This is a genomic window from Actinomadura sp. NPDC000600 (genome assembly GCF_040492135.1).
Lineage (GTDB): Bacteria > Actinomycetota > Actinomycetes > Streptosporangiales > Streptosporangiaceae > Spirillospora.
Window position 1 is genome coordinate 28880 of record NZ_JBEUPD010000039.1, and the last position, 20906, is coordinate 49785.

The following is a 20906-nucleotide window of genomic DNA, read 5'->3' on the forward strand; positions in this document are numbered from 1 at the left end:
GTCAACCGGTCCCTTCCGCGGCGTTCTGCCGGGCCACACCGACCTTCTCCAGCATGCGCAGGATCTCCATCGCGATCCCTACGGCGGTGGCCGGCCGCAGTGACGCGATCTCATGCGCATGGTTGAGGTTGAGCCGGGCCTCCTCCAGTTGGGCCCGCAGCGCTCCCCGGTCGACCACGTTGGCCTCGAGGAGCTCCAGATCGAAGAGGTTGTCGGTCTCGCTGAGGATGCCGCGGGCGTAGGCGTGGATGCTGCTGCTGCGGGGGAGCGGATCCCGGATCAGGTTGATCGCCATGACGATGCACTCGACGATCCGCTCGGTGTAGTACCACGACGGGCGGTCGTTGTGCTTGTCGAGACCCTCGAAGACGTTCGCCGCGTCGTCCCAGAGCCCCGCGTGGATCGAGTGCTGGATCCGGCGCCGGAAGATGTGGTCCCAGATCTCGTCCGCGGCCTGCACGAGGTCTTCCCGCAGATCGGCGTCCCTGGACAGCTTGGCCAGCCGCAGGACGTTCTTCAGCAGCAGGGGGGAGAAGTCGTTGAGCCGCCAGATCAGGTCGGGCCCGTCGCCGCCGCTGCCGCCGAGCTGGATCTCCGTTCCCGGCGTGTGGTAGCGGACGGCGGCATCGTCGCGGGTGGCCCGGCTGGTCACGCGGCCGCGCTCTCCGAGCTTCATGAGGATCTCCGCCAGCCGCGGGAGCTCCATGGTGCTCGTGCCGCGGACCTCCTGGTCCTGGAGGACGAGGGAGATGATCAGCAGGCTGAAGTGGTCGGACTCCCGGTCGTCGGTGGTGCGCCACGGCAGGTCCTCCAGCGGCCACCTGCGCGAGTCGCCGAAGGTCGCGATCGTGCCCCAGTAGCGCTGGGTGAGCTCCCACCGCAGCTTGAGCGCGCCGGCGAGGCGCTGCTGCTCCTCGTTGAGGAGGCCGAGGACGGTCGTGCGTCCGGAGAACAGGTCGGCGATGCCGTCGAGTGCGTTCACCGTGAAGTACAGGAAGGGCGCGCTCTCCGCGACGCCGGTGCGCTGGTTCGTCACCGAGGGGGCGATCTCCACCTCCGGGGCGTCCTCGGCGATGCCCCAGGTCCAACCGATCTCGAACAGCCGGTTGCGGTTCTCGATCAGCTCGGTGGCGCGCTGCTGGCGGAAGCCGAAGGTCACGTCCCCGAGGGAGGCCCGGATCTCCTGCAGCGACGAGCGCAGTTCCTCGGCGACCTGGCGATTCGAGCGGTTGGTCCGGTTCACCGTGCCGAGCAGGGCCCGGCCTTCGCCGGAGTCGGGCGTGAAGACGTTGATGACGAAGCTGCGCAGCAGGCCCACCAGCGCGGCGGTCAGCCGGACGTTCGCGATCCGCTCGAGGTGGCGCAGGCGGCGTTCGACCTCGGGGTTCATGAGCGTGTTGCCGAAGCCGCGGACGAGCGACAGCGTGCTCAGCATCAGCGAGACCGCCATCGAGTACGAGTCGACGACGTCGACCCGCATCTGCTTCGGGGTGGGCTCGGTGCCGTCCTTGGCGCCCTTGAAGTAGCTGCCTCCGGAGAAGGAGGGGCCGTCGCTGTCGGTGTAGTACTCGATGTGCTCGATGAGCAGCTCGATCAGGCGCTGGGGGATGTCCAACTCGTCGCCGAGCGGCCGTAACACCTCGAGGATGTCGTCGGCGGTCTCGTCGGGCTGGTCGAGGCGGAAGTAGGGGAGGACCGTCGCCGGGTAGATGATGCACAGGAGCTGCTCGGCATCGCTGATCGAGTTGCGTTCGTACCGGCCGCCCCATTGCCACTTGTCTCCATCGAGTGAGACCTTCACGACGGAGCGCCAGAGGTTGAGGAGTTCTTCGCGTGGTTGAATCCTCATCGTGCTCAGCCTTCAGTTGATCTTTTGATGCCGCATGCCAAGATCATCCCAGTATAGCCCGGACGGATCGGCTTTTCCTCCGCGCTCAACCGCTTCACGTGGTGCAGTTGTGTGCAAAAAGGCATAGAAGCGACGACATCCTCGATGGATATCGCCACGGCCGGAAAGTCTTGATCGCCGACCCGCCAGCCTTCGGAGTTCTCCATGAACGCGACGGCGAACGGAGCACCCGGCCGGAGTGCCATGACGAACCGCGCGAGCGCCGCTTCGAACTCCTCCCTGTCCCCGGATATGGATTCGGCGACGAAGAACATCGTGCCGACGTCCCACTGCTCGCCGGGGAGGTCGAAGACCGACGCCTGCTTGATCTCGATCCGGGTGCGGGCCCTGATGGCCTCGTGCAACGGGCCGGCGGCCGCGTACGCGGGGATCTTGGCGAACTCGTCCCAGAAGGGGGTCCAGGCGTCCAACGAGCCGCCGAGCTCGCGCGTGAGCCAGTTGATGCTGGAGGGGGACATGTCGATCAGCGTCAGCGCGGAGCAAAAGGGGAGCATGGAGAAGGCGGGATAGAGATTGGCCCCGGTGCCGACATCGACGCCTTGGAGGTCGGTTCTACCCTGAAGGTGGTCGACCATGAAGGAACCGACCATTGCGACGAAGCTCAGATCGTCCCCGTGCGGTTCCTGGTAGTTGGACCTCCAGTAGGCCGGCAAGTCCATCTGGTTCCACGAAACGTCTCGGTTGAAACTTGAATTCGCTGACCGTTCCTGGCCAAGATCAGTTTCGCGATGCCTGGGCAATAGTCCTCCCGAAACTTCCCGCATACATTGTAGAAATGTATACGTGATCGCGCATCTTGGATCAAGAGCATCGACCACAGGCAGGTGGGCATGTCCGCTTTTGTAATCCGGGAACTGCGGGAGCTCGATGAGCTGGCCGCGGCCTGCGAGTTGTTCGACCGGATCTGGGGGTTCGAGGACGGCGCACTCTCGATCCTCCGGGAGATCATGCGCGGATACGCGTATGAGGGGAACTACGTCGCCGGAGCGTTTCTCGACGGCGCGCTGGTCGGCGCATCGGTCGGTCACTTCGGCCCGCCGCACGGCCGGGCGCTCCTGTCGTACGTGACCGGCGCGGTCAAGCCGCACGCCGGCCTGGAACTCAAGCTGCACCAGCGCCGCTGGGCGATGGACCACGGGATCGAGCGGATCATCTGGACCTTCGATCCGCTCGTACGCCGCAACGCGCACTTCAACCTCGCCAAACTCGGCGCGCGCGCCGAGGCGTACCTCGAGAACCACTACGGGCAGATGCCCGACGCCATCAACGGGCATGACCAGTCCGACCGCATCAGGGTCGTCTGGCACATCACGGAGCCCGAGGTGAGAGGGGCGGTCGACCGGGGCCGGCCAATGCCGATCAAGGTTCCGGCCGACGCGCAGCGGCTGCTGGTCGTCGGGCCGGACGGGGGACCGGAGCTCCGCGTGACGGATTCCGAGACGGTCCTGCTCGAGGTGCCCCCGGACATCGAGGGCATCCGCATGGCCGGCTCCGACCTGGCCGTCCGCTGGCGCAGAGCGGTGCGGGACACGCTGGGCCGGCTCGTCGCGGACGGCGGGACCGTCATCGGATTCCATGACAAGGCCAGCTACGTGCTCCAGCAGAAGTGATCAGGCTGTGCGAAGCCTCATGTCAGAAAGTGGTTGAGCGTGTCGAGAGAACCCTTACCGTCGATCAGCACCGGCGGCGTGATCAGAAGGGTCGCGGTCGCCACGGCCGCCGGGGCCTTCGCCTTCGTCATCACGAACTTCGTCGCGGACCAGGACGTCGCCCAGTCGCTCACCCTGTCGGTCCTGATCGGCGGCGTGATCATGCTGGTGCAGCTGCTGATCGACTTCGACGGCCGGGTCGAGGGGATCGAACGGTGGATGCGCGCGACCGATCTGGCCATCGAGTCCGCGAAGTGGCAGCAGGCACTGGGCGACTCGGCCCTGGACCGCGAGGCCTTCACCCGGTTCCGCGAGGCCGTGGTGAACTTCGGCCAGGACTGCCCGCCGCTGATCAGGCGGTTCACCGAGATCCTGGTGAAGGGCGACACCGATCTGATCGACAGGCTCAGCCGGGGTGAGGGCGAGGTGACCTGCGACGGCGAAGACCACAACTGGATCCTCCAGCTCACCACCGCCACCATGAAGACCCTCGACGCGACCAGCACCACCACGGTCGACGGCAGGGGGGACAACTTCAGCGGGGGCTTCTGGACCAGCGAGCACGGCCGGCGCTACCTCAAGGCCCAGGTCGAGGCGAAGAACCGGGGAGTGGTCATCCGCCGCCTGTTCATCATGGAGGGCGACCCCGACTTCAACGACGAGGACTTCCGGTCGATCACCCAGGAGCAGCGCGGCGCCGGAATCGAGGTCAGGGCGCTTCGCTACAACCAGATTCCGGCCATCCTCGACAGTCCGACCGACTTCATCCTCTTCGACGAGGAGGTCGCGTACGAAGTCGTCCCGGCTTCCAACCGCCAGCTCGGCTTCTTCATGACCCGCCTCCGGACCCGCACCGACTACACCCGCGAGTGCAAGGAACGCTTCGAACTCCTCTGGCAACTAGCCGAAGAGAGCTCGCCCGGACGGATGTAGCCCCTCGCGGAGCATCCGCAGGTGCCTGGGCACCGAGGACGGCTGAAACGGGTCTGGTGCGAAGGCACTAGGACGCGGCGACTAGTCCGGATGCACGACGAGGAGACAGTGTCGGGCGACGATGCCCGCCGGGGGTGCTGCGGGGAAGAGTTGGAGACCGCGTGAACCTCACGCGTTCCCCTTTCCGCAGCGTCTGGAGTGATCAACAGGTGGCGACACTTCTTTACCGGATCGGACGGTGGGCCTTCCGGCGCCGTCGGCTCGTGCTCTGCCTGTGGCTGGGCGCCCTGGTGCTCGCCGGGTCGCCGCCGCCACGGCGCCGGCCGGTCAGGACGAGGACCTGTCCATGCCCGGCACCGAGTCGCAGAAGGCGTTCGACCTGCTGGACGAGCGCTTCCCCGAGAGCAATTCCCAGGGCGCCGAGGCCCGCCTGGTGTTCCAGGCCCGGACGGGCAGCGGGTGACGGCCCAGGAGAACCAGGCGGCCGTCCGGCGGACGCTCCGCTCGCTGGACGGAGGCGACCAGGTCGCCTCGACCACGGACCCCTACGAAACCGGCGCCGTCAGCAAGGACGGCACCATCGCCTACTCCACGATCAGCTACACCGCGGGCGCCGTCGACCTGACCGCGCCGACGAAGAACGCCCTCCGGCACGCCGCCGACCGGGGCCTTCGCGGCAGGCACCGTCACAGTCCTGACCGCCCGAGCCGGTCGGGCGTCGGCCATCCAGCCCTGTGTCTGAGTCGATCGGATGCCGAATGACCCTCAGCTGCCTGCCCGAGATCTCCCCTTCCCGCAGCGCTGAGGTCGCCCTGGGGTGTGGACACCCACCGCGACACCCACAGCGCCGCTGTGGTCAGCGCGCTCGGCGCGCTGCTGGACACCCGCACCTTCCCCGCCACCGCCGACGGCTACCGCGCCATGCTCGACTGGGCCCGCCAGTACGGCCAGGCGAGACGAGCAGGGGTGGAATGCACAGGATCGTATGGGGCGGCGCTGAGTCGGATGCTGCAGCGCCAGGACGTTGAGGTGTTCGACGTCAACCAGCCCGACAAGCGGGCCCGCCGCACCCGCGGCAAGACCGACCTCATCGATGCCGAAGCCGCCGCCCGCGCCGTGCTCTCGGGCCGGACGAAGGTGATCGCCAAGGCCGGGGCCGGGCTGGTCGAGGCCATGCGGCTGCTCAGGCTCGCTCGTGACTCGGCCGTCAACGCCCGCACCAAGGCGATCAACCAGCTCAAGGCAGTGATCGTCGGCGCCGACCCGCAACTGCGCGAATCGCTGGCCGGGCTGGTCCGGCCACCTTGATTCGCCGCTGTGCAAACCTGGCCGAGCTGGAGAACGGCACCGCCGTCGAGCGGACCGTCGTCTACACACTGCGGCTGCTGGCCGAGCGGATCCTGCGGCTGAAGGCCGAGGCCTACGAGCTCCACAACGCCTGAAGGCACTGATCGCGAAACTGACAGCGACGCAGACCCTGAGGGCGTCGGCACGCACGCCCCGGCCCCCACGGCACCCATGCCCCACGACACCACCCTCGAGAACATCGGCGATGACTGGGAAAGGACCAACGACCGGGCGTTGATCATTGCGGACGCGCCATATGGATCCGCGATCGACATTGCCTCGCTCAAGGCCGTCGAGGGGTCCTTGCCGTGACCGACGACCCTCTCGACGGCTTTGTCATGCTCGACTTGGGTGAGCTCGATTTCCCGGCGAGCATGCAGTTGATCGATGCGGTACTCGATCGCTGCCGTGAACAGGGGCTTCGCACCGACCGGCGGGACCCGTCCCGCTCGGCTGGTACGCCGACTCGGCAGGAGAGCGGCATCCCGCTGCCGTCGCCCGGAAATATCTGCCCCCGCCTTCTCCGAGCGCGGTGGAGCTCGGCGGTTGAGCTGGCCAACGCCAACGCATCGTCCTGTTGCATGGGATGCCATCCTTGAGGCGATGGTCGTTGCGCTGCCCTTCAGATCAGGCCACTTGAGACCCTGATCGCTGAGGGGTTGTGATGCCTTCTCTCCGCTGCCGTTGCCGAACCTTGGCCCTGGCCGTAAGGTCAGTTGTGGCGCCTACCTTCTGGTGCCAGTTGGGTCGATCTCGAGTGCCCCGTTCTGCAAAGAAGATGTCTAAAGGATGCGGGGGAGGCTTTCCTTCAGGACTGTACTCCGCTTCGGAGGAGGCAATCAAGCAGTGGCAATTCACTATCACAAACAAATGACTCTTTGTGTACTTGCCGTGGTCCTGGGAATGTGCGCTTCCAGCTGCCAGTCCCATCAATCTCCTCAGAAAACTGACCCTATCGCTCGCGCTTCAGGGATGTACTGCGGAAAGAGACTTCCCACAGGTCCAATGCGTCCAGCATTGATAAACCTTGTCCCCCAGGGGCACAGCGTTCCTTTCAAGGAGTCAATAAGATCCCAGCTCCCACCGCCCAGCTCAGATGGATCTCTGGCTCTTAGGGCGCGATATTTCAGAGCATCAGCCTCTTGTGAGCAAGGGTCGAACGTTCGCGTAAGTCCGGTGACCGGTGCTCGAGTCACCGCCGTCATCTACGCTAAGGATGGTGGGATAGCCATCGTCGGTCTTCTTGTAACAAAACCCATACGGATAACGGCGTGGAATCCTCGCGACAAGTTCCAAAGGGCGGCATGGGAAGGATCTTAGATTGAAGGAAGAGGTAGGTGCACTTGCCAGTAGGGCTACCCCTCGTCTCCTTCCTTCTGCTCTCGCGGCGCTCACCGTCTGCGCCAGGAGACGCGCCAGATTCCACCATGGAAACTGTCCAAGGCGTCAAACTGATTTGGGTCATTGACAGTAATCAACCTGACCGTAGTTTCTCCATGTGATGTCGATCCCCGCATAGGGCTCCCCCTCGACGTAAAGTGGCCCGGCTTCTGACAGTATCTTGTCGTCAGCGCAGCTCGTCATATCCATAGGCTCTGCGCCAAGGGCAACGGGCGACGCAGGTTCGTGACCGACACCCTCAAGGTACGAAGCGCCAGCCTTGTAAAAATGCAATTTTCTGTAGTTCGCCAGCATGCTCAGGCTTCCGTCTGACTGCCCAGGTCGCTCCACAATCCACTCGGCTGTAGTATCAATTTTGTCATCGATCTCCGGATATGAGTCATAGAGGACAGCCGAGTAGTTGTCAGTTAGATTGTAGATAGCAAAGTAAGCGTATTTCGGCGTCTTCCCCATGGATATATACATTTCGTCACCAGGCTTGATTGGAAAGTTGTCGATAATCTGAGCGGAATCCTCCTTGGGGACAACCTCGTAGACTACTTTATAGTCGGCCTTGCCATCGATAACTGTCTGAAGCGTTCCTGCTTGGACTAGCGGATCAGACATCGAATTTCCAGTTCCAACCCCCATCCAGACCGAACTCTTGGCGGTCTGACCTGACGGGGCAGACACTGTGGGCTCCTTCCAGCGTCCCATTATGTCCACATAGGGCCGTTGGGCGGCCACATATCCAGACCAGTTACGTGAAAGGCTGCCCCCGGCGATCACTTGCCTCCGTTTGCGGGAAGTCCCTCTCCGGCGGATGTCACTCTTAGAGCACTTGATTGAGCGCAGCCAAGTCGGTTGTCTTTCCGCAATCAGTCGCATCATTTCCTGGGGAAGGAATATTCCCTCTCTCCTTCTGAATTCCTGGGGGGAAATGCTTCGCAGGTCTTCGTATTCTCTTGGGGCGCGGACAACGGTCCCCGTTGGGCAGCTCTCGGCGGCTTTGTAGGACTCCCAGGGCGTACTGCTCTGCGCCGTTGCAGTGAAATTCGGAGCTACTTCAAGTGCTGCGACAATTGCCATCGTCACGCCTATTGTTCGAAGGTTGAACCTGCAATTGTCGACCTTGATCATATTAATTCCTCCAGGTTGATGCTGACGGGTATAAGCCTAAGCATGCGCTAAGAAGCCGTCAATGACCCTCTCCGCGAGGAGAAGTTAGTAAAGTGTCTTGATGGCCGGTATCGGTCAACTGAGCTTCTGGGGTGAATGGTATTGCCTGTTCCGCCGATCTAGGCCCTTGCTTTGAGTGAGCCTTTCCAGCTTGATCGTGCTGGTCACAAGGTGGTTGCGGTGGACTGAGGTGGCCGGTGACGCGGCGAGGCCCCTGGTAGGAGCGAAGTCGACCAAAACAACCGCCCTGCCAGGAGCCTCTGGTGTTGTTCTACCGCGCTGCGCTGGATCTGTCGCCCGCTACCCGTGCCTTCGTGGCCGAGCTGATCGCCGGCCACCGCGACCGGATCGGCTCGCGCTGGCGTGCATTGAAGCCCGGCCGCCAAGCGCTGTTGGTGCTGGTGCACCTGCGCTGCAATGAGACCTTCGCCCGTCTGGCCGCCGCGTTCGGTGTCGGCCTGGCGACCGCGCACCGCTACGTCACCGAGGTCATCGCGCTGCTGGCCGAGCGGGCGCCCGACCTGCGTGAGGCGATGCGGATCGCGGCGCGCAAGGCCTACGTCATCCTGGATGGCACCCTGGCCTCCATCGACCGGCTATCGGGGGCGGGCGACCGGCTTTACTACAGCGGCAAGCATCATCGGCACGGGGTGAACATCCAGTTCTTGACCGATCCGCACGGTCGGCTGATCTGGGCGTCGCCGGTGCTGCCCGGCTCGACGCAGGATCTCACCGCGGCCCGCGTCCACGGCATCATCGACGCGCTCACCAGCCGCGCGATCGCCTGCCACGCCGACAAGGGATACGTCGGCGCGGGCGGCGCGATCGGGACGCCATACAAGCGCCGAAAGCGCCGCCGACTCGGCAAACGCAAGAAGCTGTTCAACCGGCACCACGCCCAGATCCGGGCACTCGGCGAGCAGGGCGCCGCCACCCTCAAAAGCTGGCGCATCCTACGCAAGGCCCGCTGCTCACCCAGCCGCCTGACCGCCATCGTCCAGGCGATCCTCACCCTGCACCATCACGCCAACTGAGGTTGGAAAGACCTCAGTGGTAAGCGGTAGAACACCTGCGTGATCAAGAACACATTCTGTTGAAGTAGATGGGAAGATGTGCAATGACGGCAGTCGTAGAACGTGATCTTGTCATGGCGGGTTGAAGCGGGTCCGGTAGCGGAACCAGCGGGCGCGGGCTTGATGGCTTCGTCGCCAGGTGTGCCAGTGCAGGTGATGCTCGATGCCGTGCCAGGTGCGGGTGAGTAGGTTTACCAGGCGTTTCACCTCGGCGACGGTTAGCGGGATGAGCCCGGGATCGGGTGGTGGATCGGCGTCGGGATGGGTTGGCGGGGGCGCGAGGTTGCTGCCGGTGGCGGTGCGGGCGTGTGCTGCGGTACAGCGGCCAGGGCCAGAGCGGCCATGGCCCGTACGAGGTGGCGCAGCAGCGCCGGTTGGGTCCTGACCTGCGAGTGGTCCAGCCCGAAGGCGTCCTTGGTGACCTGGAAGTTCCCCTCCACGTGCCAGCGGCGACCGGCGACCTTGATCAGCGTCCGAATGCCACCGGCCGTCCCTCCGGGGCGAAGCACAGGTAGAACGCCGGCTCGCGGACACCTTTGCCGTTCACCACGAGGTGCGGTGGATCAGCAGGTGACGCCGTGGATCAGTGGTGTCGACCCAGGCCCGGGCGTACCGCCGTTCGTCTTTGAACCCGGTCCCGCACGAGTCGACGACCCAGTCCGAGGCGATCAGCGTCTTCAGCACGCTGTCGGCCCGAGCCGTGGTGACCGGGCTGAGCGCGATGGCGGGTCGACTTGAGGATCCCCAGCACATATCCGATGCTGACCTGGTCCGACTCCAGCCAGGTGCGCAGTGCCAGAAATGTCCCTTCACTGGATCGCGGGGAACACGCTAAACCACAGGTCAGAGGCTGTTTCGTGTGCCATTCTGTACTCGTCGGTATCGCTCGGATATCCATGATCCAGGGACAAATGAGTGCCCAGATGATCTTCGTGGGGCCATGGGGTTCACGCGCAAGCGCAAGGGGCCGAACGGCACCCGATGCCAAGCGCTCCGCGACGACGCCCGAGGCGTCCGCCAGACGGCCGGCACCTTCGCCACTCGCAAGGAAGCAGACCGAGCCTGGCAACGAGCCGAGACCCGCATAGCCGAGGGCAAAGGCAGGCGACATCTGGCGGGCTTAGTCCATTAGCGGATTTGTCGGCCCGCCGGTCGTCACCACACACGCGGCCGGACGGGTGTTTGTGACTTCATAGGAGCTTGGTTCAGAAGACCCGCCACAGTCTTGTCCGGCAGGCAGACCATCGACGAGCAGCGGCGGGTGCCGTGCTTGCGTTTGAGTGCGCTCGAACTCTTAGTGTCGCCGGCATGACATCTCGAGCAGGGACTCAGCGGACATGGATCATCACCGGCGCGTCGGCGGGCTTCGGTCGTGCCATCGCCGAGTGTGCGGTCGGGCGGGGGGACAACGTGGTGCTGGCCGTGCGGCGGCCCGGGTCGGTGGCCGACCTTGCGGACGCCCACCGCGACCAGGTGCTGGTCGCCGAGCTCGACGTGCGTGACAGCGGGCGCGCCGAGGACGTCGTACGGGCGGCGGTCAACCGGTTCGGTCGGATGGACGTGCTGGTGAACAACGCCGGCCGCGGGGTCGTCGGCGCGGCCGAGGAGGTCGGCGAGGAGGAGCTTCGCGCGTCTTTGGAACTGCACCTGCTGGGTCCGGCGGCGCTCGTGCGGGCCGTCCTGCCGTACTTCCGCGAGCAGGGGTCGGGCACGATCGTGCAGATGAGCAGCCAGGGCGGGCGCACCTCCTTCCCCGGTGTCGGCGCGTACTCGGCCGGCAAGTTCGCGCTCGAAGGCTGGTCGGAGGCGCTGGCCGGCGAGGTCGCGCCGTTCGGGGTCCGGGTGATGATCGTCGAGCCGAGCCGGTTCCGCACCTCGTTCCACGCGCCCGACGTGCTCGGGGTCGCCGACGCCAGCGCCGCGTACACCGGACTGCTCGGGGCCGTCCGCAACGACATGGTGAGCGCCGACGGGATTCAGGAGGGCGATCCGGTACGAGCCGCGGAGATCATCGTGGACCTGGTCGCCGGTGACGAGCTGCCGCTGCGCCTTCCGCTCGGGCGTGAGGCGGTCGAGCGCATCGGAAGGTCCTACCGGCAGAACCTTGAGGAGCTCGAACGCTGGGCCTCTACCGCGCGTGCCGCCGACTTCCCCGGCGCCCCCGCATCCGTCCGACCGATCTAGAGTGTCGCCATGGCCACGGACGATCTGATGTCGAGGGCGCTCGCCGCCCTCGACGAGGTCGACGGCCCGATGTCGGTCGAGGTGATCCATCGCCTCGTCGACGTCGGCGCCGCCACCGACCCCATGACCATCACGGAGGTCGCCGACCTGCTAGACATGTCGCCGCACACGCTGCGCTACTACGAGCGGATCGGTCTGGTTAAGGTGGCCCGCGACGCCAGCGGCCACCGCAGCTACGACGCGGCGGCGGTGCGGCGACTGGTGTTCCTGACCCGCATGCGCCTGTCCGGGATGGCCATGCGCGACCTTCAGCACTACATGCGGCTGGCCGACGAGGGCGACGACACCGTCCCCGAGCGGCTTGACCTGCTGCTCGAACACCGCGACACGATCCGCCGGCAGCTCAAGGAGCTGACTCTGTCGCTGGCGGCGACCGAATACAAGATCGCCACCTACGGCGGCCACGCTGGCCCGTCGTCAGCGGGGGAGGCCTGACCAACCGAACCGTGCCGAATGGGTCCACCGCCTCCAGTCGGCGCGGTCAGCCTCGTCCGGGCGAAGACATCGGCTCGACGCGGACGTCATGATCGGCGCCGACGGCATGCACGCGCGGACCCGGCAGATGATCGACCCGGACGCACCGAAGGCCCGGCTACCTGGCGGCTGGGGACATGTTCGGGGGCGGAGGGGCCGTGTTGAGGACGCAAGATCCGCCACCGTGCTGATCTCCGCCAGGGACGGTCAGACCGTGATCACGAAGCACACTAGTTGAACCAGGATGCCGCTCAGACGTGCAGGATCCCGGTGACAAATGGGTGACAAATGATCTTCAAAAGGGCGTCCAAGATCGCCCTGCAGGGCTCTGACCTGGGGAAATAAAAGAGCGGGCGACGGGAATCGAACCCGCGTAGCCAGTTTGGAAGATATCGGGCCGCGATCTTGAAACCAGCGATGATGCAGTTCAGCGAGCATAACCCATGAGCCGCAAGCGACGGTAACGCCCCGCTACCGACCGCCCTAACGGGCACGATCAGGGCACGCGATGTTAGGAGTGTGGCTCCCGTTTTCGTCGGGCTGGAACCCTGGTGACGTTTGTGGCGTCGGAGAAACGCAGATTCGTCGATGACCAGGGGGACCTGTGCACGGGAGGCCGGGTGTTCAGCGGTGGCTAGTCGCCGCCCTCGCGGCATGCGCCGCTGCGCTTTCATGCATGTCTGGTTATGCAGTCGACGGTTACGCCCGCGTGCTTCTGGTGGTCCTCACCGGAGTGACCAGCGGCTATGCGGCGCTGTCACCAGCCCATCCAAAAAAAATCCGGGGTCTTGTGCAGCGCTGCACAAGTTTGCGGCTGGCGGCGTGGCCGCTGTTCGTCTCCACCTTCCTCCCCCGGCCCGACGAGACCTGTACTCAGCGACGGACGGGTTCTGTCAAGGGTGGCCGTAGGCCATCACGCCAGTGACGCGAAGCGCCCTTGACGGGTTCTGGCCGTCGCCATCCTCAACACATCGGGTCGGGGGAGCCCCGCACTCTTCCAGGCCCGGTTGCAAGCGGCCGGTTCCGGACGTGAGCTATAGGGCCGTTGTCCTCGACAACGCGCCGTGTGGCCTGAAGGCTCACGAGGGACTTTGACGTCGGTGTACGGGAGTTGCCCCTATGCGAGCGGGGTGGGGATGGTTACTCGGGATGCTTGTCGGGGCGATCCTGGGTGCTGCGTGGGGATACCTGGGGAACGGCTACGAACCCGGTGATAGCGCGATTGGCACTGGCCTTATGGGGGCTGTCGTCGGAACCGTGGTGGGAGCCGCGAGTGACGTAGTGCGGTACGTCGCGAACCGCGGGAGCTCTGACCGCTCAGTGGACGGGTAGGGCGGCGGCGCGACCTAGTGACCGCAGGCGGCTTGCGGATGGGGCGGCGGTGGCACGATGCGCGGGCCGGCGCGGCCGTCCGGTGACCGGCGCCCACGCCGCACGCTCCGGGCGGCCAGGCGCGGGCCGCGCAGCGGCCTGAGCGCCGCCGCCCCTTGATCCAAGACAGCCCAATTCGGCAATGTTACTCGCAGAGATGCTGGTGGCCGAGTACGGCCATCTTCTCCGCGGACGCCTTGTCATGCCCGGCACAGTGCTATTACTGAAAAGCGGATCACGCCATTAGGTGATCTTGATCCGGGGTGAACCGTTCTTTTGTGGACGATGAATGGCATCTACCTGGCCTGTAGCAAGAGGCGCAGGGTGTTGCATATCTTTATAACTTTCCATACGAAGTGGGGGACGAGAATGTCAACGAGCCTTGCGGACGCAACAAGCGGTGGAGCTATCGGATTTTGGAGCTACACCCATAGAGATGACGAGGCGGACAACGGCAGGATCCGTAGGATTGCAGAGCGCATTCGTGATGAATATGAGCTCCTAACGGGTCAGGAACTCAAAGTATTCGTGGATCGTGAAGGAATAGCGTGGGGTGATCAATGGCGTGCCCAGATCAATGATGCTCTTCGTGAAACAACCTTCTTTGTAGCAATAGTTACTCCTCGATACTTGCGAAGCGAGGAGTGTCGACGCGAGATTCTACAGTTTGCCGCCGAAGCAAAGAGTCTTGGCTTGCAGGAATTGTTGCTTCCTGTTTTGTATGCACCAGTCGCAGGGTTGGACAAAGCAGAGGAAAGCGGGGATGAGGTCCTTAGTCTAATAGCGCGCACACAGTGGGAAGACTGGTCGAATTTGCGACTGCTTGACGAACAATCAACAGAGTACCGCATGGCAATTAATAAGCTGGCCACGCGCCTCGCCGAGGTATCCGATCGGCTGCTGAATGAGCCACCTGCGGTGATTGCCCCGGACCAAGCGGAGGAAGATGAAGTAGATGAGCCAGGTCTGATAGATCTGATGGCGCAGGCAGAGCAAGTTCTCCCCAAATGGGCCAATAGCATCGAAGAGTTTAGTCAATGCCTCGCCGAGTTGAGCGACGTGACAATTCCGTTTGGTCAGCGTATAGAGGAAAGCGATCGGGCAGGCAAGGGCATGGCTGGAAGGCTGACGCTTATCCGCTCCTTCGCGAACCAAGTCGACCCTCTTGCTGTACGAATGAGAGAAGCTGGCTCTCAGTACTCGTCATACCTAGTCAGTGTTGATGCTGCCATACTTACATGGCTAAGGGAAGTTTACGAAAATCCTGCGTATCGTACCGATGATGACGTTCTGGAGTTGTTTGAAGGCATCAAGATCCTTGCGCGCGACTCCGGTGAAGCCGCCTCCGAGATGCGCACTTTCTCCAAGATGATTGCGGACGCGGGCCGGACTAGTCGCGACTTCCGCAGAGTCGCAAGGAAGATCGGCATGGCTGTTCAATCAGTCATTGACGGGCAGGCCATCGTGGATGAATGGACTCGCCGAATTGAAGAGATTGAGAAGTTGAGTAATTGAGCAACTGGCGTCTCAAGTAGCGGGAAACCTCATCGGACGTATTCGTGATCGATTTCTCTGATCTTCGCAAATATGTCCCGTGAACGGCTTCCTTGGTCTCGGGAGTGGTCTCTAGCAGCGACCAAGGAGAGCGGCCCGACCTACAGGGTGCCAATTCCAGAGACGTTCGGGGCCTTGTTGTGCGACGAGGGTTACGGCATTGATCGCAATCTCGTGGCCTGGGAGTTCTCGGCCGAGTGCGGTGATGATTGGTCCAGCTGATTGCTCAGTCTCGCTGTAGGCAAGGGTCATGTGCGGGGTCCACTGGGTGGGGCCCTCGGTGTGGCCTTCGCGGCCGGTCGCCTTGAGCGTAGCCGCTTGGATGGCATTGCGGATCTGCCTCAAGGGGGCCGTGGGCTGGATCGCGACGGCGATTGCCTCGGGGTGGTAGAGGATTCGGCTGAGCGTCGCCGTGACGGGTGGGAGTGCGGCGAGTAGTTCGGATGCGGCGGCGAGCATCTCGTGTTGCTGGTCGGTGGTGATCTCCCCGCCGCCTGGTGGAGGAACGGCGCATTCGCTTCGTCAAGGTCGGGCGGTTCGTCCGCATCCCCGAATCCGCGCTTCACGAGTTCATCGCGGCCGGGCTCGTCGAGCCGGTCACCCTGCGAGGCAGGAACACAAGGAGGGCTGCTTGATGGCTGGCAAGCGACGCTTCGGGCGCGTCCGCAAGCTTCCCTCAGGCCGTTTCCAGGCTCGCTATCCGGGGCCGGACGGCTTGGACCGTCCAGCGCCTCACACCTTCGCAACCAAGCGGGACGCTGAACAGTGGCTCGTCCTCAAAGAGGCGGAGATCGCGCGGGGGGAGTGGATCGATCCGAACGCGGGCAAGGTGCCGTTCGACGTCTACGCGAAACAGTGGATCGATGACCGCGTGCTCAAGCCTCGCTCTGAGGGCCTCTACCGCAGTCTTCTCCGCAACCACCTGAGCCCGACTTTCGGCAACTACGATCTCGCCGACATCCGCGAGGCCGACGTACGCCGCTGGCGGAAAGAACGGCTGGGCGTGGTCGGACAGTCGACGGTCGCCAAGGCGTACCAACTCCTCAAGTCCATCCTGAACACGGCGGTCGATGACGAGTTGATCCGCCGGAACCCGTGCCGCATCAAGGGTGCCGGCACCCCGGACACACCTGAGCGGGAGATGATCCCGCTGACCAAGGTGGTCGAGATCCTCACCGTGATCCCGGACCGGTACCGGGCGCTCGTCCTGCTCGGCACGTTCGCGAGTCTGCGATGGGGCGAGCTGGCGGCACTCCGCCGAAAGCACCTCGACCTGAACGCGGGCGTCGTCCGGGTGGCGGGCTCGCTGGCCGAGTTGGACGGCGGCAAGCTCCTGGAAGACACGCCCAAATCCCGCGCCGGTCGCCGCGTCGTCTCCATCCCGCCGGAGATCATTCCGGACCTGCAAGCGCACCTGGACGAGTTCGCCGAGGACGGTCCGGACGGGCGGGTGTTCATCGGCCCGCGAGGCGGCCCGCTCCGCCGTTCCGGCTTCCGGCGCATCTGGAACAAGGTGCGGACGGACGTCGGCCTACCTGATCTGCACTTCCACGACCTTCGCCACGTCGGCAACACCCTGGCGGCCACCACGGGCGCGAGCCTCAAAGAACTGATGGTGCGCATGGGTCACGCCTCGTCGCGGGCAGCGCTGATCTACCAGCACGCCAGCCAAGATCGAGACAGGGTGATCGCGGCGGCGCTCGGGGAGGCGTTCAAGGTCGCTCGGGCCAGTGACAAGAGTGACAAGCGCACCCCGAAACGATCGGGCACGCAACGGGCACGGAAGCCTTAGCGATCATGGCAAAAAGCAAGGCCCAGGTGGGGAAACAGGGTTCCTACCTGGGCCTTCGTAGTGGGAGCGGGCGACGGGAATCGAACCCGCGTAGCCAGTTTGGAAGACTGGGGCTCTACCATTGAGCTACGCCCGCTAGGCGTCTCGGGGCCTGGGTGGGCCTCGATCGCCATCCCGTAGCGTACAGGGTTCTTGGGGTGGTCGTGCCTTGGCGGAGCGGGCGGGGGGCGAACGGGACTACACTGCTCGCGTCATCGCGTTCGGCGGTGGTGTGCGGGCTGTAGCGCAGTTTGGTAGCGCACTGGCTTTGGGTGCCAGGGGTCGTGGGTTCAAATCCCGCCAGCCCGACTTGGTCTAGCCCCGCTTCCTCCTTGGAAGTGGGGCTTTGTCGTGCCATCGGGTATCGCTCCTCTGAGACGTCGTCAGGGGGAAGCATGGAGCCACTGCAGTACCGGGAGGTCGGGAAGGCGCCGGAGGTCATGATGGTGTCCGCGCCTGTGCCGGGGCTCTTGAGGTTCTGCTGAAGGTGACCGCGGTCGGGGTGCCATTCGGACAGCGCGGTCATGAGCCGGCGGCTGGTGGATCAGCGCTGCCAGTTCACCGCATCGCAGGTTTGCGGACGTGGGGCGATCGGTCTGGGGCCGGTGCGTGATGATCTGCGAGGGCGGCCGCTCCGGCCGGTGAGAGCGGAGGTCGCAAGGCGGGCGGTCTTGATTCGGTACGCGTTGTACCTTGATGATCATGACGACAGAGGTGCGAGGCTGGCCGGACGGGCTTGGGGTGGTCCAGGTTCGGGTTGCGCGGCCCACCGACAGGCTGGACGAGGTGGTCACCTTTTATAGGGACCACCTGGGCCTGCCCGAGCTCTCCCGGTTCACCGGCCATGCCGGTTATGACGGCGTGATGCTCGGTCTGCCCGGCACCGACTACCACTTGGAGTTCACCTCGCACGCCGACGGCAGCCCGTGCCCGGCGCCCACCGGCGACAATCTGCTCGTGCTGTACTTCGCGGGCGAGGCGCAGATGGACGACGTGGTCGGACGGCTCGCGGCGGCCGGGCACGAACCGGTGCCGGCGGAGAACCCCTATTGGACCGAGAACGGCGCTCTGACCTTCGCAGACCCGGACGGCTGGCGCGTCGTTCTGGTGCCCAAGCCCGTCTTCTGATGGCTGGACGTGCCCGGGATTCGCGCATCGACAGCGCCGTGCTGGCCGCCACCGTCGAACGCGGCGTCCGCACGGGGTGTGCGGACGCCGCGTCCGGTCATGCCTGAGCCGCCAGGAGGGCGCGGGCTTCGGTTGCCGCGGTCGTGAGCGCCTTCGGCAGGTTCTCCGGGTGGCGGCCGCCCGCGTTCGCGATCGGGCCCTTGCCGCCCGCGCCGCCGCCCACCTCGCGGGCCGCGGAGGTCAGCAGGTCGCGGGCCTGGAGGCCGGTGGACGTGCCCGCCGCCGCTACCAGCACCGCCTTGCCGTCCGTTTCGGTGCCGAGGACGATGACGCCCCGCTGGTCGCGGCGGGTGAGGACGCCGGTCGCGATCGTGCGGAGGTCCGCGCCGGTCAGGCCGGGGACGGAGCGCGCCACCAGCCAGCCGCCGGGCACCGGTTCGGCGAGCGAGGCCAGGTGGTCGGCGTGGCGGTCGAGTTCGGCGTTGTGCATGGTCTCCAGGCGGCGCTGGGTCTCCGCCAAGGTTTCCAGGCGTTGGCGGAGGCGGTCCGGGGCCTGGTCGGGGCGGGCGTTCAGCAGCGCCGCGAGCTCCTTCAGGAGCGACGCGGTGCGGTCGTGGTGGCGGAGGGCGTCGGCGCCGGTGAGGGCCTCGATCCGGCGCAGGCCGGTGCCGATGGACGACTCGCCGACGATGTGGACGGGGCCCGCCTGGGAGCCGTGGCCGACGTGGGTGCCGCCGCAGAGTTCGCGGGAGGCGTCCCCGATGTCCACGATGCGGACGTCGTCGCCGTACCTCTCGCCGAACAGCGCGATCGCGCCCGCGCGTTCCGCCTCCGCCCGGCTCGCCTCCCAGACGCGCACCTCGGGGTCGGCGAGGAGGTAGTCGTTGACGAGGGTCTGGACGAGGTCGGTGTCGACGGGGGAGAAGTGCGCGAAGTCGAAGCGCAGGCGTCCGGGTTCCACGCGGGAGCCCTGCTGCGCGGCGTGGTCGCCGAGGGTGCGGCGCAGCATCGCGTGCAGGACGTGGGTGGCGCTGTGCGAGCGCGCGGTGGCCGCGCGGCGGTCTCCGTCCACGACCGCCTCGGCGTCGTCGCCTGGGCGGACCTCGCCGTCCACGATGCGGACGGTGTGGACGTGCAGGCCGTCCAGTCCTGGCCGGGTGTCGACGACCTCCAAGGTCGCGCCGGAGGTGCGGATCGTGCCCGTGTCGCCGACCTGGCCGCCTGACTCCGCGTAGAACGGGCTGCGGGTCAGGATCACCTCCAGTTCGTCGCCCTCGGCCGCGGTGGCCACCTCGCCGTCCGGGCCGAGCAGGGCGCCGATCCGTGTTTCGGCTATTTCGGTGGAGTGGCCGACGAAGTCGGTGAGGCCGTGTTCCGCGGCGACGCGGCGGTAGAGGTCCTGGCGCGCGACCGCGCCGCCCTTGCGGCCCTGGCCTGCGCGGTGCGCCTGGCGGCGCTGCGCTTCGAGGAGCTCGGCGAACGCCTCCTCGTCGACGGTGAGGCCGGCCGACCGCGCCGCGTCGACCGTCAGGTCGATGGGGAAGCCGTAGGTGTCGTGCAGCTCGAACGCGGTCCGGCCGGAGATGGTGGTCGTGGCGCGGCCGATCGCCGCGTCGAGGAGCTGGGAGCCCTGGCGCAGCGTCCGCTCGAACGCCTCCTCTTCGGCCGTGACGACCTGCTCGATCAGCTCGGACCGCCGCGCCAGCTCCGGCCAGGTGTCGCCAAGGGTGCCGACGACGCTGGAGGTCAGTGCGGGCAGGGCCGGGCCCTCGATGCCGAGCCTGCGCGCGTGCCGGATCGCGCGGCGCATCAGGCGGCGCAGGACGTAGCCGCGGCCGTCGCGGGCGGGCATGACGCCGTCCGCGACGAGGAACGCGATCGAGCGGGAGTGCTCGGTGACGATGCGGAAGGACGTCGAGTCGTCGCTGCCGTCGCGCCCCGGGTAGCCGCGTCCCGCCATCTCCTGGACGAGCCTGAACGTCGGCGCGAGCATGTCGGTCTCGCACGCGGTGTCCACGCCCTGCAGCACCGCCGCGAGACGGTCGAGACCGAGCCCCGTGTCGATGTTCTGTGAGGGGAGCTTGCCGAGGATCGGATATCCGCCCTTGCCAGAGCCCTCCCCACGGAGGTTCTGCATGAAGACGAGGTTCCACAGTTCCAGGTACCGCTCGCCGTCCACGGCGGGCCCGCCCTCACGTCCGAAGGACGGCCCCCTGTCGTAGTGCAGTTCGGAGGACGGTCCGCAGGGGCCGGGGATGCCCATCGACCAGTAGTTGTCCTCCATGCCGAGCCGCTGGATCCGCTCGGAGGGGACCCCGACGCGGCGCCAGAGCCGGACGGCCTCGTCGTCGTCCAAGTAGACGGTGACCCAGAGGCGCCCCGGGTCGAGGTCGTAGTGGCGGGTGAGCAGCTCCCACGCCCAGGAGATCGCCTCAGACTTGAAGTAGTCGCCGAAGGAGAAGTTGCCGAGCATCTCGAAGAACGTGGTGTGGCGCGCGGTGCGGCCCACGTTCTCGATGTCGGACGTACGCACGCACTTCTGCACGGACACCGCACGGGGGTGTTCGGGCGTGGTCTCGCCTAGGAAGTGGGGCTTGAACTGGTTCATGCCCGCGTTCACCAGCAGGAGCGTGGGATCCGAGGGGATCAGCGGGCTGGACGGCACGACGCGGTGGTCGCGCTCCTGGAAGAAGCCCAGGAAGGTGGAACGGATGTCAGTCGAGCGCATGGGACGGCCTCACGAGGTCGATGGGATGACGGAGCACACCGCCGAGCCGGGCCGGGCACGTCTGCGCGTTCCCCGGCTCGGCGCGGCTAGCTCGCCGTCCCACCCC

At 65.6% G+C, this 20906-nt stretch carries 18 protein-coding genes, 2 tRNA genes and 1 pseudogene; 14 read left to right on the plus strand and 7 right to left on the minus strand.

All coding sequences use genetic code 11. The features are described from left to right. Position 1: 1 nt before the first annotated feature. Both ABWI07_RS36740 and ABWI07_RS36745 read right to left on the minus strand, forming a co-directional pair. Positions 2–1849, minus strand: a complete 1848-nt coding sequence (locus ABWI07_RS36740) for an SCO2524 family protein (protein WP_353821376.1) — start codon at positions 1847–1849, stop codon at positions 2–4. A 5-nt stretch (positions 1850–1854) separates the two neighbouring features. Further along, the gene (locus ABWI07_RS36745; protein WP_353821377.1) at positions 1855–2673 is read right to left on the minus strand and encodes an SCO2525 family SAM-dependent methyltransferase; all 819 of its coding nucleotides are present in this window, start codon (positions 2671–2673) and stop codon (positions 1855–1857) included. 66 nt (positions 2674–2739) lie between these two features. On the opposite strand from ABWI07_RS36745, the gene ABWI07_RS36750 reads away from it, so the two are divergent. The 6 genes from ABWI07_RS36750 to ABWI07_RS36775 all read left to right on the plus strand — a co-directional run bounded on the left by ABWI07_RS36750 (position 2740) and on the right by ABWI07_RS36775 (position 6437). After that, positions 2740–3519, plus strand: coding sequence for a GNAT family N-acetyltransferase (locus ABWI07_RS36750; RefSeq protein ID WP_149261554.1), 780 nt, complete (start codon positions 2740–2742; stop codon positions 3517–3519). Between the two features lie 78 nt (positions 3520–3597). Next, complete coding sequence (locus ABWI07_RS36755; protein WP_149261555.1) at positions 3598–4491, plus strand: hypothetical protein; 894 nt, start codon at positions 3598–3600, stop codon at positions 4489–4491. 459 nt (positions 4492–4950) lie between these two features. Next, positions 4951–5253, plus strand: a complete 303-nt coding sequence (locus ABWI07_RS36760; RefSeq protein ID WP_353821378.1) for a hypothetical protein — start codon at positions 4951–4953, stop codon at positions 5251–5253. Positions 5254–5310: 57 nt separating this feature from the next. Continuing rightward, positions 5311–5799: an IS110 family transposase gene (locus ABWI07_RS36765; protein WP_353821379.1), complete on the plus strand. Its 489-nt coding sequence runs from the start codon at positions 5311–5313 to the stop codon at positions 5797–5799. Further along, a complete protein-coding gene (locus ABWI07_RS36770; protein WP_353821380.1) occupies positions 5796–5933 on the plus strand; it encodes a hypothetical protein in 138 nt (45 codons plus the stop codon). Before ABWI07_RS36765 ends, ABWI07_RS36770 begins: the two co-directional genes overlap by 4 nt. A 213-nt stretch (positions 5934–6146) precedes the next feature. After that, entirely contained in the window at positions 6147–6437 is a 291-nt protein-coding gene (locus ABWI07_RS36775) for a hypothetical protein (protein WP_353821381.1), read from the plus strand. Positions 6438–7299: 862 nt separating this feature from the next. Here ABWI07_RS36775 and ABWI07_RS36780 read toward each other — a convergent pair. Continuing rightward, a complete protein-coding gene (locus tag ABWI07_RS36780; RefSeq protein WP_353821382.1) occupies positions 7300–8358 on the minus strand; it encodes a G1 family glutamic endopeptidase in 1059 nt (352 codons plus the stop codon). A 302-nt stretch (positions 8359–8660) separates the two neighbouring features. Here ABWI07_RS36780 and ABWI07_RS36785 point away from each other — a divergent pair, with 302 nt between their 5' ends. Beyond that, positions 8661–9431 (plus strand): transposase family protein, encoded by a 771-nt coding sequence (locus ABWI07_RS36785; RefSeq protein WP_353821383.1) that lies wholly within the window; start codon positions 8661–8663, stop codon positions 9429–9431. 257 nt (positions 9432–9688) lie between these two features. Here ABWI07_RS36785 and ABWI07_RS36790 read toward each other — a convergent pair. Then, positions 9689–9997, minus strand: a pseudogene (locus ABWI07_RS36790) (hypothetical protein); the annotation flags it as partial. Positions 9998–10778: 781 nt separating this feature from the next. Here ABWI07_RS36790 and ABWI07_RS36795 point away from each other — a divergent pair. The 3 genes from ABWI07_RS36795 (at position 10779) to ABWI07_RS36805 (ending at position 15074) form a co-directional block, all read left to right on the plus strand. Further along, on the plus strand, positions 10779–11654 hold the full coding sequence (locus ABWI07_RS36795; protein WP_353821384.1) for an SDR family NAD(P)-dependent oxidoreductase: 876 nt from the start codon (positions 10779–10781) through the stop codon (positions 11652–11654). Between the two features lie 9 nt (positions 11655–11663). Next, positions 11664–12149 (plus strand): MerR family transcriptional regulator, encoded by a 486-nt coding sequence (locus ABWI07_RS36800; RefSeq protein WP_353821385.1) that lies wholly within the window; start codon positions 11664–11666, stop codon positions 12147–12149. Between the two features lie 1695 nt (positions 12150–13844). Beyond that, positions 13845–15074 (plus strand): TIR domain-containing protein, encoded by a 1230-nt coding sequence (locus tag ABWI07_RS36805; protein WP_353821386.1) that lies wholly within the window; start codon positions 13845–13847, stop codon positions 15072–15074. Positions 15075–15185: 111 nt separating this feature from the next. Here ABWI07_RS36805 and ABWI07_RS36810 read toward each other — a convergent pair whose 3' ends face one another. Continuing rightward, entirely contained in the window at positions 15186–15596 is a 411-nt protein-coding gene (locus tag ABWI07_RS36810) for a 2'-5' RNA ligase family protein (protein WP_502912891.1), read from the minus strand. A gap of 14 nt (positions 15597–15610) precedes the next feature. Between ABWI07_RS36810 and ABWI07_RS36815 the strand changes: the two genes are divergently transcribed. Together ABWI07_RS36815 and ABWI07_RS36820 are read left to right on the plus strand one after the other, a co-directional pair. Further along, complete coding sequence (locus ABWI07_RS36815) at positions 15611–15748, plus strand: MerR family transcriptional regulator (RefSeq protein ID WP_353821388.1); 138 nt, start codon at positions 15611–15613, stop codon at positions 15746–15748. Next, complete coding sequence (locus ABWI07_RS36820; protein WP_353821389.1) at positions 15748–16905, plus strand: tyrosine-type recombinase/integrase; 1158 nt, start codon at positions 15748–15750, stop codon at positions 16903–16905. The genes ABWI07_RS36815 and ABWI07_RS36820 overlap by 1 nt, the downstream gene beginning before the upstream one ends. Before the next feature lie 65 nt (positions 16906–16970). Here ABWI07_RS36820 and ABWI07_RS36825 read toward each other — a convergent pair. Further along, positions 16971–17041 (minus strand) — tRNA-Gly (locus tag ABWI07_RS36825). A gap of 138 nt (positions 17042–17179) precedes the next feature. On the opposite strand from ABWI07_RS36825, the gene ABWI07_RS36830 reads away from it, so the two are divergent. Both ABWI07_RS36830 and ABWI07_RS36835 read left to right on the plus strand, forming a co-directional pair. After that, positions 17180–17253: transfer RNA gene (locus ABWI07_RS36830), tRNA-Pro, on the plus strand. Positions 17254–17646: 393 nt separating this feature from the next. Beyond that, positions 17647–18072: a VOC family protein gene (locus tag ABWI07_RS36835; RefSeq protein WP_353821390.1), complete on the plus strand. Its 426-nt coding sequence runs from the start codon at positions 17647–17649 to the stop codon at positions 18070–18072. 97 nt (positions 18073–18169) lie between these two features. Here the strand turns inward: ABWI07_RS36835 and alaS are convergent, their stop codons facing one another. After that, positions 18170–20800 (minus strand): alanine--tRNA ligase, encoded by a 2631-nt coding sequence (alaS, locus tag ABWI07_RS36840; protein ID WP_353821391.1) that lies wholly within the window; start codon positions 20798–20800, stop codon positions 18170–18172. Positions 20801–20906: the final 106 nt, after the last annotated feature.

Coding starts and splice junctions, on each gene's coding strand:
- ABWI07_RS36750 (WP_149261554.1), top strand. CDS start 2,740: ATGTCCGCTTTTGTAATCCGGGAACTGCGGGAGCTCGATGAGCTGGCC.
- ABWI07_RS36745 (WP_353821377.1), bottom strand. CDS start 2,673: ATGCGGGAAGTTTCGGGAGGACTATTGCCCAGGCATCGCGAAACTGAT.
- ABWI07_RS36795 (WP_353821384.1), top strand. CDS start 10,779: ATGACATCTCGAGCAGGGACTCAGCGGACATGGATCATCACCGGCGCG.
- ABWI07_RS36835 (WP_353821390.1), top strand. CDS start 17,647: ATGACGACAGAGGTGCGAGGCTGGCCGGACGGGCTTGGGGTGGTCCAG.
- ABWI07_RS36820 (WP_353821389.1), top strand. CDS start 15,748: ATGGCTGGCAAGCGACGCTTCGGGCGCGTCCGCAAGCTTCCCTCAGGC.
- ABWI07_RS36780 (WP_353821382.1), bottom strand. CDS start 8,358: ATGATCAAGGTCGACAATTGCAGGTTCAACCTTCGAACAATAGGCGTG.
- alaS (WP_353821391.1), bottom strand. CDS start 20,800: ATGCGCTCGACTGACATCCGTTCCACCTTCCTGGGCTTCTTCCAGGAG.
- ABWI07_RS36805 (WP_353821386.1), top strand. CDS start 13,845: ATGAATGGCATCTACCTGGCCTGTAGCAAGAGGCGCAGGGTGTTGCAT.
- ABWI07_RS36800 (WP_353821385.1), top strand. CDS start 11,664: ATGGCCACGGACGATCTGATGTCGAGGGCGCTCGCCGCCCTCGACGAG.
- ABWI07_RS36740 (WP_353821376.1), bottom strand. CDS start 1,849: ATGAGGATTCAACCACGCGAAGAACTCCTCAACCTCTGGCGCTCCGTC.